The organism is Pseudomonas kairouanensis, from assembly GCF_004682055.1.
GTDB lineage: Bacteria > Pseudomonadota > Gammaproteobacteria > Pseudomonadales > Pseudomonadaceae > Aquipseudomonas > Aquipseudomonas kairouanensis.
Genome location: NZ_QUZU01000058.1, coordinates 1 through 14,673, shown reverse-complemented (window position 1 = coordinate 14,673; position 14,673 = coordinate 1). Strand labels below are relative to the sequence as shown.

At 63.2% G+C, this 14,673-nt stretch carries 11 protein-coding genes; all 11 read left to right on the top strand.

Annotated features, from left to right (window positions below; translation table 11 throughout):
* Positions 1 to 10: 10 nt before the first annotated feature.
* The 11 genes from DYL59_RS28395 to DYL59_RS28345 all read left to right on the top strand — a co-directional run bounded on the left by DYL59_RS28395 (position 11) and on the right by DYL59_RS28345 (position 14,542).
* Positions 11 to 1,594 (top strand): flavin monoamine oxidase family protein, encoded by a 1,584-nt coding sequence (locus DYL59_RS28395; protein ID WP_135292119.1) that lies wholly within the window; start codon positions 11 to 13, stop codon positions 1,592 to 1,594.
* An 11-nt stretch (positions 1,595 to 1,605) separates the two neighbouring features.
* Positions 1,606 to 2,040, top strand: coding sequence for a RidA family protein (locus tag DYL59_RS28390; RefSeq protein ID WP_135292118.1), 435 nt, complete (start codon positions 1,606 to 1,608; stop codon positions 2,038 to 2,040).
* Between the two features lie 66 nt (positions 2,041 to 2,106).
* The gene (locus tag DYL59_RS28385) at positions 2,107 to 3,459 is read left to right on the top strand and encodes an LLM class flavin-dependent oxidoreductase (RefSeq protein ID WP_135292117.1); all 1,353 of its coding nucleotides are present in this window, start codon (positions 2,107 to 2,109) and stop codon (positions 3,457 to 3,459) included.
* A 492-nt stretch (positions 3,460 to 3,951) separates the two neighbouring features.
* The gene (locus tag DYL59_RS28380) at positions 3,952 to 4,785 is read left to right on the top strand and encodes a class II aldolase/adducin family protein (protein ID WP_135292116.1); all 834 of its coding nucleotides are present in this window, start codon (positions 3,952 to 3,954) and stop codon (positions 4,783 to 4,785) included.
* Positions 4,786 to 4,795: 10 nt separating this feature from the next.
* Positions 4,796 to 5,758, top strand: coding sequence for an ABC transporter substrate-binding protein (locus tag DYL59_RS28375; protein WP_135292115.1), 963 nt, complete (start codon positions 4,796 to 4,798; stop codon positions 5,756 to 5,758).
* Positions 5,759 to 5,764: 6 nt separating this feature from the next.
* Positions 5,765 to 8,209 carry a TonB-dependent receptor plug domain-containing protein gene (locus DYL59_RS28370; RefSeq protein WP_135292114.1) on the top strand — a complete coding sequence of 815 codons (2,445 nt, stop codon included), beginning with the start codon at positions 5,765 to 5,767 and terminating at the stop codon, positions 8,207 to 8,209.
* Positions 8,210 to 8,222: 13 nt separating this feature from the next.
* Entirely contained in the window at positions 8,223 to 9,566 is a 1,344-nt protein-coding gene (locus tag DYL59_RS28365; RefSeq protein WP_135292113.1) for an LLM class flavin-dependent oxidoreductase, read from the top strand.
* The gene (locus tag DYL59_RS28360; protein WP_135292112.1) at positions 9,563 to 11,137 is read left to right on the top strand and encodes an ABC transporter substrate-binding protein; all 1,575 of its coding nucleotides are present in this window, start codon (positions 9,563 to 9,565) and stop codon (positions 11,135 to 11,137) included. The genes DYL59_RS28365 and DYL59_RS28360 overlap by 4 nt, the downstream gene beginning before the upstream one ends.
* Entirely contained in the window at positions 11,134 to 12,084 is a 951-nt protein-coding gene (locus tag DYL59_RS28355) for an ABC transporter permease (RefSeq protein ID WP_135292111.1), read from the top strand. Before DYL59_RS28360 ends, DYL59_RS28355 begins: the two co-directional genes overlap by 4 nt.
* Positions 12,081 to 12,935 (top strand): ABC transporter permease, encoded by an 855-nt coding sequence (locus DYL59_RS28350; protein WP_135292110.1) that lies wholly within the window; start codon positions 12,081 to 12,083, stop codon positions 12,933 to 12,935. The genes DYL59_RS28355 and DYL59_RS28350 overlap by 4 nt, the downstream gene beginning before the upstream one ends.
* Complete coding sequence (locus DYL59_RS28345) at positions 12,932 to 14,542, top strand: dipeptide ABC transporter ATP-binding protein (protein ID WP_135292109.1); 1,611 nt, start codon at positions 12,932 to 12,934, stop codon at positions 14,540 to 14,542. Before DYL59_RS28350 ends, DYL59_RS28345 begins: the two co-directional genes overlap by 4 nt.
* Positions 14,543 to 14,673: the final 131 nt, after the last annotated feature.

The following is a 14,673-nucleotide window of genomic DNA, read 5'->3' as shown; positions in this document are numbered from 1 at the left end:
AGCAACGAGCATGGGACTGACACGACGTGAAGCGCTGTCGAGCATCGCAGCGGTAGGGGGCGAGCAGGCGGTCAAGGACGCGCTGGCGGTACTGGGCCTGGGGCCTTCGTCCCACCGGCGCCCGCAACCGCTGAAACTCAAGGATGGGTTGGGCCAGGGCACCCGCGTGCTGGTGCTGGGCGCCGGGATTGCGGGGCTGGTCACCGCCCTGGAACTGACCCGCGCAGGCTTCGAGGTGCAAGTGCTGGAGGCCCGTGAGCGGGTGGGCGGGCGCACCTGGACCCTTCGCAACGGTGACCGTGTGGACTACAAGGATGGTCGCACGCAAACCGCTGCCTTTGACCAAGGCCATTACTTCAACGCCGGGCCTGCACGGATTCCCAGCCAGCATCGCACCCTGTTGGACTACTGCAGTGAACTGGGCGTGCCGTTGGAAGTGCTGGTCAACAGCAGCCACGGCGCCCAGGTGCGGCCGGATATCGACAAGCCTGCGTTCAGTGTTGGCCAGGCCATCAATGATGCGCGTGGGCGGGTGTCCGGGTTGCTGGCCCAGGCCGTGCAGCGCGACGCCCTCGATGATGTGCTGAGCAGCGAAGAGCGCAGCCGCTTGCTGGCGTTCCTGCAGGTGTATGGCGACCTGTCGCAAGAACTGGCGTTCGAGGGCACCCTCCGTTCGGGGCACCTGGAATCGCCCGCGCACCCTGGCGCCTTGCCCGCCAGCCGCAGCCCGCTGTCGCTGGACCAGTTGCTGCATCCGGAGCTGTGGGGCGCGTTGCTGCACACCGAGTTCCCGGAATTCTCGGCCACCATGTTCCAACCGGTGGGCGGCATGGACCGTATCACCGATGCGTTCTACGGGCGTGTGCGCGAGCACGTTCAACTCGGCGCCCAGGTGCGGCAGATCCGCCAACTGGACGATGGCGTGGCGGTGACCTACCACGACCAGCATAGTGGCCGCGAACAGGTGGTGCGGGCCGACTACCTGATCTCGACCCTGCCACTGCCGCTGCTGGCCAAGCTCGACACCGATTTCAGCGACCCTATCAAGGCCGCCTTGCTCAGCACCCGCAGCGACCAGGCGACCAAAGTGGCGTGGCAATCGCCGCGCTTCTGGGAGACCGACTACCGCACCTACGGCGGCCTGTCGTGGATCGAACACCCCGCACGCCTGCTGTGGTACCCCAGCAACGACCTCAACACCCGTGAAGGCTTGCTGGTGGCGGGCTACGTGACCGGGGAGGGCGCCGACCGGTTTGGCGCCAAACCGCTGGAGCAGCAGTACGCCGCCTCCAAAGAAGCCGTGGAACTGCTGCACCCCGGCTATTCCAAACACCTGCGCAACCCACTGGCAGTGTCCTGGGAGCAGATCCCTTTCAGCGAAGGCCCATGGTTGCAACGCGAGCACTTCCCGGCCGACGCCAGCGCCTTGCTCGAACAAGGCGTTGGCCGTGTGTACTTCGCCGGTGACGGCCTGGTGCAAAGCGGCGTGGGCATCTGGCAGGAATCGGCCGCCAATTCGGCGCGCCATGTGGTCGGGCAACTGGCCGAGCGCATCACTCAACAACGTCAGATTGCGGCCGTGGCCGCGTCCTAAGGAGATTCATCATGAGCGACAGCATTCAACGCACCAGCGTCGGCAATTTCCCGATCTCGCAGACCGTTACCGTGCCTGCTTCGGCAAGCCTGATCTTCGTCAGCGGCACCTTGCCCGACCTGCACGACGCCAACGCCCCGGCCGGTACGCCAGCGGCCTATGGCAATACCGAAGTGCAGACAGTGTCGGTGTTCAACAAGATCCGCCAGATTTTGCGTCAGCAAGACCTGGACCTCGGCGACATCGTGCAGTTGCGGGTGTTTCTGGTGGGTGCAGAAGAGACGGGCGGCAAGTTGGATTTTGCCGGGTTGCAGGCCGGGTATACGCAGTTCTTCGGCACGCCTGAGCAGCCGAACAAACCGGCGCGTACGGCGCTGCAAGTGGTGGCGCTGCCGTTGCCTGGTGCGCTGATCGAAGTCGAAGCCATCGCCGCCAGAACGAACTGACCAACTCGCTCCCACATTCCTGACCCGGTTTCTCCAGTTGTATCCATCTATTCCAGGAGAATGTATATGCCCACCGCAACCCGCCAACTCAAATTCGGCGCCATCCTCACCGGCGTCGGCACCGCGCAGAACGAATGGCTGCACCCACAAATCCCCGGTAACGCCAGCGTCGATATCGACTGGTACCGCGCCCAAGCCCAACAGGCGGAAGCGGCCAAGTTCGACCTGGTGTTCATCGTCGACAGCCCCTACATCACTCCGGATTCGGCGCCGCACTTTCTCAACCGCCTGGAGCCATTAACCCTGCTCTCGGCCATCGCCGGTGCCACCTCCAAGATCGGCCTGGTGGCGACCCTGACCACCTCGTACACCGAACCTTTCAACGTGGCGCGCCAGTTCGCATCCCTGGACCATATCAGCGGCGGTCGTGCCGGTTGGAACGTGGTCACCACCGGCCTTGAAGGCGCTGCCGGCAACTTCGGGCTTGAGCAACATATCGACCACACCGAGCGCTACCGCCGTGCCGCCGAGCACCTGGACGTGGTGCAAGGCCTGTGGGATTCCTATGAAGACGACGCTTTTGTGCGCGATAAGCAGAGCAAGGTGTTCCTCGACCCGCAACGCCAGCATCGCCTCGATCACCATGGCGAATTTTTCTCGGTGACCGGGCCTTTGAACATCGAGCGTTCGGCCCAGGGCCAGCCGGTGATTTTCCAGGCCGGTATTTCCGAATCCGGGCGCAGCCTGGCGGCCAACTATGCCGAGGGGATTTTTGCGGGCGTGGGTAATTTTGAAGATGCCCAGGCTTACTACAGCGACATCAAGAAACGCACCGCTGCTGCCGGGCGCAACCCGGATCACGTGACCATCCTGCCGGGCATCTCGCCGATCATTGCCGACACCGATGAACAGGCCCAGGCCATCGACCGTGAACGCAACGGCGAGCTGGATTTGCACAAAGCGCTGGTGCAATTGGGGCGCCCATTCAACTACCACGATTTCAGCCAGTACCCGCTGGACGAACCTTTCCCGGACCTGGGCGACCTGGGCAGCAACGGCTACCGTGGCCATGCCGAAAACATCAAGCAAGTGGCCCGTGACCAAGGCCTGACCTTGCGCCAGGCAGCGCTGCGTTTTGCCAAGCCGTTCTCCAGTTTTGTCGGCTCGCCCAAGACCGTCGCCGATGAGATCGAGCGCTGGTTTGTCGACGGCGCGGTGGACGGGTTCAACATCCACGTGGGCGCACCGGATGACTTCGCGAAATTCACCGACCAGGTACTGCCGCTATTGCGCGAGCGCGGGTTGTTTCGCAGCGAATACCAGCACAGCACCTTGCGCGGGCATTTGGGGCTGCCGGTGCCGATCAATCGCCATACCGCCACGCGGGCATTGGAGCCTTTGCAAGCGGTAGGTGCATAAGCGCGACGGCCTTAGAACCGACCGATCTTCTGTGTCGTACTCGGTCAAAACTGTGGGAGCGGGCTTGCTCGCGAATGCGGTATCTCAATCAACTTATTCATTGGCTGATCCACCGCATTCGCGAGCAAGCCCGCTCCCACATTTGGATCTCCGTGTATCAGTGGAATAGGTGCTCATTCACCCCCCAGGCATGAAAATGCAATTACCTGATTACTCACAAAATAAATATTAAAAAACCTGATTATTAGCATATGACTATAAAGCCTTTTACAGACGTTTCTTAGACGAATACCTTTCAGTACAGACACGACACACTCGACCCGACCCCTCGCATGGTGGAGGTGAGCACTGACTTAACCCAACTGCGAGGGGCCCCCTGATCATGACGACCTGACCGCTTTTCCCGCCGCCACACCGTCCTTGCATTTGCGCCGCCGGCCCCGCCGAGCCACGGTTTCGTTCGCCTAAAAAAAATGATTCGGGTCCAACCGTATGAGCCATTCCAAGCTGTTCCCCCAAACCATCTACACCTTGCCCTACGACAACAACCGCCTGGCCCTGGGCGCCGTGCCCAAGCGTGATGACCCGTTGCAAGAGCGCCTGGACCGCAAGCAAAAGCTTGCCGCTGCCTACCGCCTGTTCGGCCGTCTGGGCTATGAGGTCGGCGTAGCGGGGCACTTCACCGCCCGTGATCCGGTCCACCCCGAGCACTACTGGATCAACCCCCTGGGCGTACCGTTCTCGCAGATCACCGTCTCCCACCTGCTGCGCGTCGACAGCAACGGCCAAGTCGTAGAAGGCGAAGGCCTGCTCAACACCAGCGCCCTGGAACTGCACCACGACCTGCAACAGGCGCGGCCCGACGTGGTGGGCATCGCTCATCTGCATGGTTTTCACGGACGGGTATGGTCTTCGTTGGGTCGTCTGTTCGACCCCATCACCGCCGAGTCCGGCGCGTTTCTGGATGACCAGGTGATCTTCCCGCGTCACGCCCTGCGTACCGCCAGCGGCGCCCTGGAGCAAGACCGCAAAATCGTCGCCCAGGCCTTTGTCGAAACCTTCGCCCAGAACAACCTGTTGGTATGGCAGAACCACGGCCTGTGGGTCACCGGCCAAACCGTGGAAAGCGCTGCCTGGCGTTTCATCCTGGCCGAAGACACCGCCCGCGTGCACCTGTTGGCGCACTCAGCGGGGGCGCCGCTGATTCCGGCGCCGGATGCGCTGGAGGGCGGCGTGGACAAAGCGCGCCATGAGTTCTTTGCGTGGCTGAATTTCCTGCCGCTGTGGGACCAGATCCGTACCGAAGAACCCGATCTGCTCAACTGAGGCGCCCACCATGCACAGTCTTTCCCGACGGCAATTGCTGCTGGCCGGCGGCGTGCTCGCGGCCGGTTCCCTGCTGGGGCGGCAGGCGCAGGCCGCCGAGCCGTTGCGCGTGTGGCGCTACAAGGGCACCGCTGCATCGTTCATGGCCGATGCCGGCCAGGCGGATACGCCGTACCCGGTGGAGTGGGTGGACGTCAGCGGCGGCAACCTGGTGTTGGAAGCCTTGAGCAGCGGCCATCTGGACTACGCCTTCATGAGTGAGATCCCGCCGATCTTCGCCTCGATTGCCAAGGTGCCGATTGCGTTGGTCGCGCTGTACCAGGGTGACCAGAACGACACCAGCCTGGTGGTGAAAAAAGCCAGCGGCATTCGCACCGTCCAGGACCTCAAGGGCAAGACCATCAGCTATGTGCGTGCCACCAACACCCACTACTTCGTGTTGAACATGCTCGCGCAAAACGGCCTGTCCCTGGCGGATGTAAAGGCCGTGCCGTTGCCGATGCAGGACGCCTTGACGGCGTTTCGCAACGGCCATGTGGATGCCATCGCCACCGGCGGCATCAGCGCGTTGCAAGCCACCAGCCAAATGGACGGCGAACTGCTGGCGGATGTCAGCCGCTACTACTCCGGCAACTATGTGATTGCGACCACTAAACAGGTATTGGCCGACCCTCAACGCCGCAGCCAGGTAGGCGATTTCTTGCGGCGTGAGCAAGCCACCTGGGCCTGGGTCAATGCCCATCCCGAACGCTGGGCCGAGCGCAGTGAAGCGCTGACCGGTATCGACCGCGCCTTGTACCTGCGCCAGTTCCAGCAGCGCAGCCGCCCCGGCCGCCTGTTGGGCTTTGATGCCGCCGCCATCAGCTCCCAGCAACAGGTGGCCGACCTGTTCTACCAAAACCATTTGATCAGCCAGAGCGTCGATGCAACGCCGCTGTGGCGCGATGACTTCAACCCTATTCTGAACAGTTGACCTGCCATGAAACTCACTGCCTACCGTTCCACCCTGCAACTGGCGCCCCTGATGTTCGCCGGCTTTTCCATGCTGCCGGCCTACGGCGCCACCAGCGATGACACCCTCGACACGGTGATCGTCACCGGCTCCCGGGGCAGCGAAGCGCGCACCGTCACCAGCAGCCCGGCGCCCATCGATGTGATCAGCGCCCAGCAACTGGAGAAAACCGGCGACAGCAGCCTGCGCGCCGCCTTGCAGAAAACCCTGCCGTCGTTTTCCCAGCGCCCGTCCGGCTCGTCCAACGACAGCATCGCCCGGCCCTACAGCCTGCGCGGCCTCAACGGTTCCAACGTGCTGGTGCTGGTCAACGGCAAGCGCCGCCACAACAGCGCGGTGATCAACCTTGATTCCACCGCGGCCTACGGCACCAACCCGGTGGACCTGGACATGATCCCGGTGAGCGCCATCGACCATATCGAAGTGCTGCGCGACGGCGCCTCGGCCCAGTACGGTTCGGATGCAATTGCCGGGGTGATCAATATCATCCTCAAGCAGAACGACCATGGCGGCTCGGCCAGTACCTCTTATGGCGAATACACCAAGGGCGACGGCGGCATCATTCGGCAAACCCTGAACAGCGGTTTTGCCTTGCCCAACGACGGCTTCTTCAACCTGTCCCTGGACGCCAAGTCCCAGCAGACCGCCGTACGCGCGCGGGACGCGACGGGTGCGTTCTACTACCGCCAGCCCGACGGCTCCGCCGACCCGCGTGAGGCCAATGACAAGGACGTGCAGAAAAACGGCCTGCCGAAAATCAAGGCGATCAACGTCGCCTACAACGCCGAATTGCCCCTGGACGACGTGACCCTGTATTCGTTCTCTACCCTCAGCAACCGTGATGCGCGGGGTGGGCAGAACTACCGGCGGCCCAACTCCACCAATATCATTCCCTCGATCTACCCCGACGGCACCGCGCCGTTCTACACCCTGCGCGAAACCGACTACCAGGTGGCCGCCGGCGGCAAAGGCAAGGTGGCCGAGTGGAACTGGGATTTAAGCTCCACCTTCGGCCGCGACAAGGGCGTGGCCGGTGCCGACGAGACCCTCAACGCCTCCCTGGGCCCGTCGAGCCCGACCCACTTCACCACCTACACCAACTACTTCGACCAATGGACCAACAACCTCGACCTCACCCGCGCCTTCGAAGTGGGCTTGAGCAAACCGCTGCAAATCTCCGGAGGCCTTGAGCACCGGCATGAGCGCTACAAGACCGAGTCTGGCAACCCGCTGTCGTACATCAACGGTGGCTATATCTACCCCAGCGGCCCGTTGGCCGGGCAGCCTGGCGCAGTGGGCGCCCAGGGCGCGATCACCCTGACCCCGGAAGACGAAGGCCAGGCCAGCCGCAACAGCTACGCCAGTTATGTGGACGTGGGCGTCAACCCCACGGAAAAACTCTATGTGGGCGTGGCCGGGCGCTTTGAGCACTACGATGACGACTCGGGCAACACCCGCAGCGGCAAGCTCTCGCTGCGCTACGACCTGACTCCGGAATTCGCCCTGCGCGGCACCTTGAGCAATGGCTTCCGTGCGCCGTCGCTGTCCCAGTCGGTGTATGCGCAAACCGCCAACCAGTACACCTCGGTCAACGGCGTGGCGCAGTTCGTCGAGGCCAAGTCGGTGCGGGTCGATTCCGTATTGGGCCAGGCCCTGGGTGCCGAGGCGCTCAAGCCGGAGAAGTCGCGCAATATCAGCGTCGGGTTTGCCTGGAAACCGTTGCCGGAAGCCAACGTGACCCTGGACGCTTACCAGATCGAGATCCGCGACCGCATCGCCCAGACCGGCTTCCTGTACGGCACCGGGGTTGACCAGATTCTGCAGGCCAACGGCTACCGCCCTGGCTATCGGGTGAAGTACTTCACCAACGCCGCCGACACCACCACTCGCGGTATCGATTTGGTCACCGATTACCGCGTCGATTACGGCGCCCTCGGTACCGTCAAATACGGTGTAGCGGCCAACTACAACAAAACCACCATCGACAGCATCAAGTCCACGCCGGCTTCCCTCACGTCCGCCGGCAGCAACCTGGTGCTGTTCGACCGCGTGGCCCAGGGTTACCTGACCGTGGCCAACCCCAAGACCAAGCTGATCCTGAGCGCCAACTGGAAGGTCGACAACTTCGACGTCAACGCCGGCCTGACCCGTTACGACAAAGTCATCGCCCGCGACGCCAACCCCGCCTACGACGTGACCTACGGCGCCAAATGGCTGACCGATCTTGAGGTGGCCTACAACTTCACCAAAAACCTCAACCTGGCGGTGGGCGGCAACAACATCCTCAACGTGCGCGCCGACAACAACGCGTTCCCCCAAGGCGACGTCAACGGTTTTCCGAAGTTCGGCAGCATCTCGCCGTTCGATCCCTATGGTGCGTTCTGGTACACCCGCGCCACCTACAACTTCTGATGAGGACTGCGACATGAGCCAACAAGACCGCCAAATACTGCTCGGCGCCTTCATCCCCAGTGCCGGCATCATGGGCTCTGCATGGCGCCACCCGAGCGCGGCCAAGGACTCGTTCAGCGATTTCGAGCACTACCGCTGGATCGCCGAAAAGCTTGAAGCGGCGCGCTTTCACGCGCTGTTTTTCAACGATTCGGTTAATGTCGACCTCGACCCACTGGCCCTGGCGCGCGGCCCCAATAGCGTGCGCTGGGACCCGCTGGTGTTGCTGCCGGCGCTGGCCCTGGCCACGCGGCATATCGGCCTGATCGCCACCGCCAGCACCACCTACAACGAGCCTTACAACATTGCGCGCAAGTTCGCCAATATCGACCACCTGAGCGGCGGCCGAGTGGGCTGGAATTTGGTCACGTCATTGGGCGGCGGCGAGAACTTCAACCGCGACGACCACATCCAGCATGCCGACCGCTACGAGCGTGCCGAGGAGTTCTACGACGTGGTCACCGGCCTGTGGGACAGCTGGGCCGACGATGCATTTATCCAGGACAAGGCCAGCGGCCAATGGCTGGATACCGACAAGCTGCATGTGCTCAACCACCATGGCAAACACTTCCAGGTTCAAGGCCCGCTCAATGCCTCGCGGCCGGTGCAGGGTTATCCGGTGATTGCCCAGGCGGGCTCGTCCGACGCGGGGCGGCGTTTGGCGGCGCGGGCAGGGGAGTTGATTTTTACCGCGCAGCACACGGTGGCCCAGGGCCTGGCGTTTTATCAGGACATCAAGCAGACCGCCGCCGCGCTGGGGCGCAACCCCGAGCACCTGAAGGTGCTGCCAGGGGTGTCTACGGTGATCGGCCGCACCCAGGCCGAAGCCCAGGCCAAATACGACCAGTTGCAAGCGCTGCAAGACCCCAAGGCTTTCCTCAGTTCCATCTCGCGCTTTACCAGCCTGGGGTTTGACCTGTCGGAGTTGCCGTTCGATTCCCTGGTGCCGCTGCCACCGGAGCACTTCGACACCAATACCCACAAGAGCCGTCAGAAACTGGTGTTCGACCTGATCCGCCGCGAGCGCCCCACGGTGCGCGAGTTGTTCAACAAGCTCACTGCCGGTGGGCATCGGATCCTGATAGGCACGCCTGAAAGCGTGGCGGATGACTTCCAGGAGTGGTTCGAAAGCGGCGCGGCCGATGGCTTCAATGTGATGTTTTCGGGGCTGCACCAGGGCGTAGCGGATTTTGCCGAAGGCGTGGTGCCCGAGTTGCAGCGCCGGGGCCTGTTCCGCACGCAATACCAGGGCCAGACCCTGCGGGAAAACCTGGGCTTGCCGTTTATTGCCAACCGTCATCAGGGAGCGCGTGCATGAAGCAGTTTTCAGTCGCGCTGCTGGCGTTGCTCCTGGCGGCGTGCGGGGGGCCTTCCGACAAAACGCCCCAGGCCGATGCCAGCAAACCCCAGGGCGGTGGCACCCTGCGCGTGGCGCTGGACGGCGACCCGCAATGCGTCGATCCGCAGCAGGCCGGTAACAACACCGCCCTGAACGTGGGGCGGCAAGTGGTGGATTCGTTGACCGATCAAGACCCGGTCACCGGCGATATCGTGCCCTGGCTGGCCGAGCGTTGGGAGGTGGATGCGGACTCGCGCCGCTTTACCTTCGTGCTGCGCCAGGGCGCCACCTTCAGTGACGGCGCGGCGGTGGATGCGGCAGCGGTCAAGACCAACCTGGAAGCCATCGTGGCCCTGGGCGCGCGTTCGATCCTGGGGGCGACCTACCTGGCAGGGCTGAAAAATATCGAGACGCCAGACAGCCACACCGTGGTGGTGGAATTTGAGCAACCCAACGCGCAATTCCTGCAAGCCACCTCCACCATGACCTTGGGCCTGCTGTCGCCGGCCAACCTGGCGCTGCCTTCGGCGGATCGTTGCCAGGGCCAGTTGGTGGGCTCGGGGCCATTTGTGCTCAAGTCATTCGTGCATAACCAAAAGGTTTCGCTGGAGCGGCGCGACGATTACGCCTGGGGTTCGTCGTTGTCGGCGCACAAAGGCAAGGCCTGGCTGGACGGCATCGAGTTTTTGATCATCCCCGAATCCGGCGTGCGCCTGGGCAGCCTGGCGTCCGGGCAGATCGACGTGAACACCAGTGTGGCGCCCCAGGATGAGCCAAGCATCGAGGGCCAGGGCCTGGTGCTGTTGACCCGTGCCAACCCAGGCGTGGTGTTCAACCTGGCGCTGAACGAGTCGACGCCGTTGTTCGCCGATATCAAGGTGCGCCAGGCGTTGAGCAAGGCGATTGATCGTGCCGAGTTGCAGCGCATCATTTCGCGCTATCAGAAACCGGCCACTGCGTTGCTTGCCACCAGCACGCCGCTGTACCGCGACTTTTCCAGCTTGTTGGCGTACGACCCGGACGGTGCACGTCAATTGCTCGACGAAGCCGGCTGGCACCTAGGCGCCGACGGTGTGCGGGTCAAGAATGGTACGCGCCTGTCGTTTCGCCTGGACTACTGGCAGCAGACACCGATCCTGGAACTGGTGCAGCAGCAGTTGAAGGGCGTGGGTATCGAGTTTCTACTGAATAAATCCACCATCAGCCAGGTGACGGCGATCCAGGCGGGCGGGGATTTCAGCGTGCGCTTTCTCAACCTGACCCGCGCCGACCCCGATGTGCTGCGCACCGTGTATTACGCCCCTGGCTACAACATCAACAAGCGTGAGCCGAGTGAGGTGGACCGGCTGTTGCGCGAGTCCTCCGAGACCCTCGACACTGCCAAGCGCCAAATATTGATCGATCAGGCCAGCGAGCTGTTGTTGCGCGACGGCCATGCGATTGCCCTGGTGGAGCTGGCGACGGTGTTGGCCCATGGCAAGAACGTGCAGGGTCTGCATTACGAAGCGTCGTCACGGTTGCAGTTCTTCGACACCTGGTTGCAGCCATGAAGGGCGCAGCGTTTTATCTGTTGGGACGTGGTGGGCAGGCGTTGCTGGTGTTGTGGGCGGCGTTCAGTTTGTCGTTCGTGATTCTGTATGCGCTGCCCAGCGACCCGGTAAGCATCATGCTTAACCAGAGCGGCGAGCAGACGGCGGTGAACCCGCAGCAAGTGGCGCAGCTTCGTGCGCAATATCACTTGGATGAACCGCTGGCCGTGCAGTATGGCATCGCGTTGTGGAATGCCGTGCAGCTGGACTTTGGCGACTCGATCCAGAGTGGCCAGCCGGTCTCGGCCTCGTTGGCGCAGGCGCTGCCGAAGACGGCGTTATTGGCCGTGGCATCGTTGGTGGTGTCGCTGGTACTGGGTGTGGGCCTGGCGTTGCTGGCCAGCCTGACCCGCCAGCGCTGGCTGCGGGATGTGCTGCTCGGTTTGCCGGCGGTGGCGGTGTCGTTGCCGACCTTCTGGGTTGGGCTGTTGCTGCTGCAGTGGTTTTCGTTCGGCTGGCACTGGTTCCCGGCGATGGGTAATCAAGGCCTGGCCTCGCTGGTGTTGCCAACGCTGACCCTGGCGATTCCCACCAGCGCGGTCATTGCCCAGGTACTGGCGCGCTCGCTGGCGGCCACCTCGCGCCTGCCTTTTGTGGATGCGCTGCGCGCCAAGGGCCTGAGCCCGTCGCGGGTGTTGTTGACCCATGTGCTGCATAACGCGGTGATCCCGATCCTCAGCTTGAGCGGGGTGATTGTCGGCTCGCTGTTGGCGGGCTCGGTGGTCACCGAAACCGTGTTCTCCCGTGAGGGCATTGGCCGCCTGGCCCAGGGCGCAGTGAGCAGCCAGGACATCCCGGTGGTGCAGGGTGTGGTGGTGCTGGCGGCGCTGATCTTCATCACGGTCAACCTGTTGGTGGACCTGCTGTACCCGTTACTTGACCCACGTATTCGCGGAGCCGCCCGATGAGCCTTGCATTGCCTGCCGTGTTGCCACGGCCGCGTTATTTCACTGTGCTGCGACGCCGCCCGTTGTTGCCGCTGGGGGTGATCGTGTTGTTGCTGGTGCTCGGTTGGGCAGTGTGGCCGCCGCTGTTTACCCACTTCGACCCGTTGCTTGGCGTGCCGGCCAACGCGTTGCAAAGCCCGTCCACAGCCCATTGGTTTGGCACCGATCACCTGGGGCGCGACCTCTACAGCCGCACCGTGTACGGCGCCGGCCTGTCGTTGCGCGCCACGTTGCTGGCGGTGTTGATCGCCTTGTTCAGCGGCATTGTGCTCGGCGTGTTGGCCGGGTTCTTTGGTGGTTGGGTCGATGCGGTGCTGATGCGCCTGGTGGAAGTGCTGATGGCGATCCCCGCGTTGTTGCTGGCGATGGCCGTCATCACGGTGCTGGGGTTTGGCACGGTGAATATCGCGTTGGCGGTGGGCTTGTCGTCGGTGGCGACCTTTGCCCGGCTGGTGCGCGGTGAGGTGCTGCGCTGGCGCGCCAGTACCTTCGTTGAAGCCGCCACGGCCTGTGGTGTGGGGCCGTGGACCATCATCGTGCGGCATATCCTGCCCCACGCCAGCGCGCCGGTGTTGGCCTTGGCGGCGCTGGAGTTCGGCAGCGCGGTGCTGTCGGTGTCGGCCTTGAGCTTTCTGGGCTTTGGCGCGCCGCCGCCGCAACCCGAATGGGGCTTGCTGGTGGCCGAAGGGCGCAACTACATGATTTCTGCCTGGTGGTACACCAGCCTGCCGGGCCTGGTGGTGGCGGCGGTGGTGGTGTCGGCCAACCAACTGGCGCGGGCGTTGCAACAGGACCCAGGAGCGACACGATGAGCGAGCACGTTTTGCTGGATGTGCGTGACCTGCGCATTGCCTACCACGGTCGTGAAGGTCGCACTGAAGGGGTGGCGGGTATCGACTTTCAACTCAAGGCTGGGGAAATCCTGGCGATTGTCGGCGAGTCCGGCTCGGGAAAATCCACCACGGCTGCGGCGTTGGTGGGGTTATTGGCGGGCAATGCGCAGATCGAGTCTGGCAGCATCCGCCTGGCGGGGCAGGAGTTGATCACCGCCAGTGAACGCCAATGGCAAAGCATTCGGGGGCGCAGCGTGGGCTTTGTGCCGCAAGACCCGGCGCTGTCCCTGGACCCGGTCAAGCGCATCGGCCAGCAACTGGTGGAAGCTCTGACCTTGCACGGCGTGCCTAAAACCCTGGCGCGGCAACGCAGTCTGGACTTGCTTCGGGAAGTGGGCCTGGTGGATGCCGAACGGGTGGCGCGCGGTTATCCCCATCAGTTGTCCGGCGGCATGCGCCAACGGGTGCTGATCGCCATTGCCCTGGCCAACGACCCACCGCTGGTGATCGCCGACGAACCCACCAGCGCCCTGGATGTGGGGGTGCAGCGGCAGGTCCTCGACCGCCTGCAAACCCTGGCCCGCGAACGGGGGACGGCGGTGCTGTTGATTACCCATGACCTGGGCGTGGCGCTGGACCGGGCGGACCGGTTGCTGGTGATGCACCAGGGACGGATTGTCGAGACAGGCGAGGCGCGGCGAGTGTTCCAGGCGCCGCAGCATGCTTATACGCGGCAATTGCTGGAGGCCGCACCGAGCTTGCTGGTGCAGCAACGGCGCCAGGCCCGTGTGGTACGGGTGGATGACACGCCGCTGTTGACGGTAAAGGGCTTGAGCAAGGACTTCTCCACCTGGCGCCAACCGGGGCCATTGGCGGTGGATGATGTGTCGTTCCATCTGCCGCGTCATGGCACCACCAGCCTGGTAGGGGAGTCGGGCTCGGGCAAGTCCACCACAGCGCGTTTGATCCTGGGCCTGGAACGGCTGCACAGCGGCAGCGTGGTGTTTGACGGGCAAGACATCAGCCGCCTGTCACGACGCGATTGGCAGGGGTTGCGACGGCGGATCCAGGTGGTTTACCAGAACCCCTACGCCTCACTGAACCCGCGGTTGAGCCTGGAGCAGATCATCAGCGAGCCGTTGCAGGCGTTTGATATCGGTGATGCCGCGTGGCGACGGCAGCGAGCAGCGACCTTACTGGAGCAAGTGGAATTGCCTGCGCGCTTGCTGGGCAGCCGGCCAGTGGAATTATCTGGCGGGCAACGCCAGCGCGTGGCGATTGCACGGGCATTGGCGCTGGAGCCGCAGCTGCTGGTGTTGGATGAGCCGTTGTCGGCGCTGGATGCGTCGATTCAGGGGCAAATCTTGAAGTTACTGGCGGATTTGCAGGAACGCTTGGGGTTGAGCTACCTGTTCATCTCCCACGACTTGGCGGTGGTGCGGCAGATTTCTGATCATGTGGTGGTGATGCGTTCGGGTAGGGTGGTGGAGCAGGGGGATTGCGAGCGGATTTTTACGGCGCCGGAGAGTGAGTACACGCGCAGTTTGTTGGCGGATATTCCGGGGCGGTTGTTGGAGGTGGGGTGATCAAAAGCAAGAGCGCGGCGGCCTTGGAGCCGACCGGTTTTTTTGGCCGTACTCGGTCAAAACTGTGGGAGCGGGCTTGCTCGCGAATGCGGTGTGTCAGCCAATGAATAAGTTGACTGACACACCGCATT

Bases quoted from the DNA above. Each gene is read 5' to 3' on its own strand.
- DYL59_RS28395 (WP_135292119.1), top strand. From the start codon at position 11: ATGGGACTGACACGACGTGAAGCGCTGTCGAGCATCGCAGCGGTAGGG.
- DYL59_RS28390 (WP_135292118.1), top strand. From the start codon at position 1,606: ATGAGCGACAGCATTCAACGCACCAGCGTCGGCAATTTCCCGATCTCG.
- DYL59_RS28385 (WP_135292117.1), top strand. From the start codon at position 2,107: ATGCCCACCGCAACCCGCCAACTCAAATTCGGCGCCATCCTCACCGGC.
- DYL59_RS28380 (WP_135292116.1), top strand. From the start codon at position 3,952: ATGAGCCATTCCAAGCTGTTCCCCCAAACCATCTACACCTTGCCCTAC.
- DYL59_RS28375 (WP_135292115.1), top strand. From the start codon at position 4,796: ATGCACAGTCTTTCCCGACGGCAATTGCTGCTGGCCGGCGGCGTGCTC.
- DYL59_RS28370 (WP_135292114.1), top strand. From the start codon at position 5,765: ATGAAACTCACTGCCTACCGTTCCACCCTGCAACTGGCGCCCCTGATG.
- DYL59_RS28365 (WP_135292113.1), top strand. From the start codon at position 8,223: ATGAGCCAACAAGACCGCCAAATACTGCTCGGCGCCTTCATCCCCAGT.
- DYL59_RS28360 (WP_135292112.1), top strand. From the start codon at position 9,563: ATGAAGCAGTTTTCAGTCGCGCTGCTGGCGTTGCTCCTGGCGGCGTGC.
- DYL59_RS28355 (WP_135292111.1), top strand. From the start codon at position 11,134: ATGAAGGGCGCAGCGTTTTATCTGTTGGGACGTGGTGGGCAGGCGTTG.
- DYL59_RS28350 (WP_135292110.1), top strand. From the start codon at position 12,081: ATGAGCCTTGCATTGCCTGCCGTGTTGCCACGGCCGCGTTATTTCACT.
- DYL59_RS28345 (WP_135292109.1), top strand. From the start codon at position 12,932: ATGAGCGAGCACGTTTTGCTGGATGTGCGTGACCTGCGCATTGCCTAC.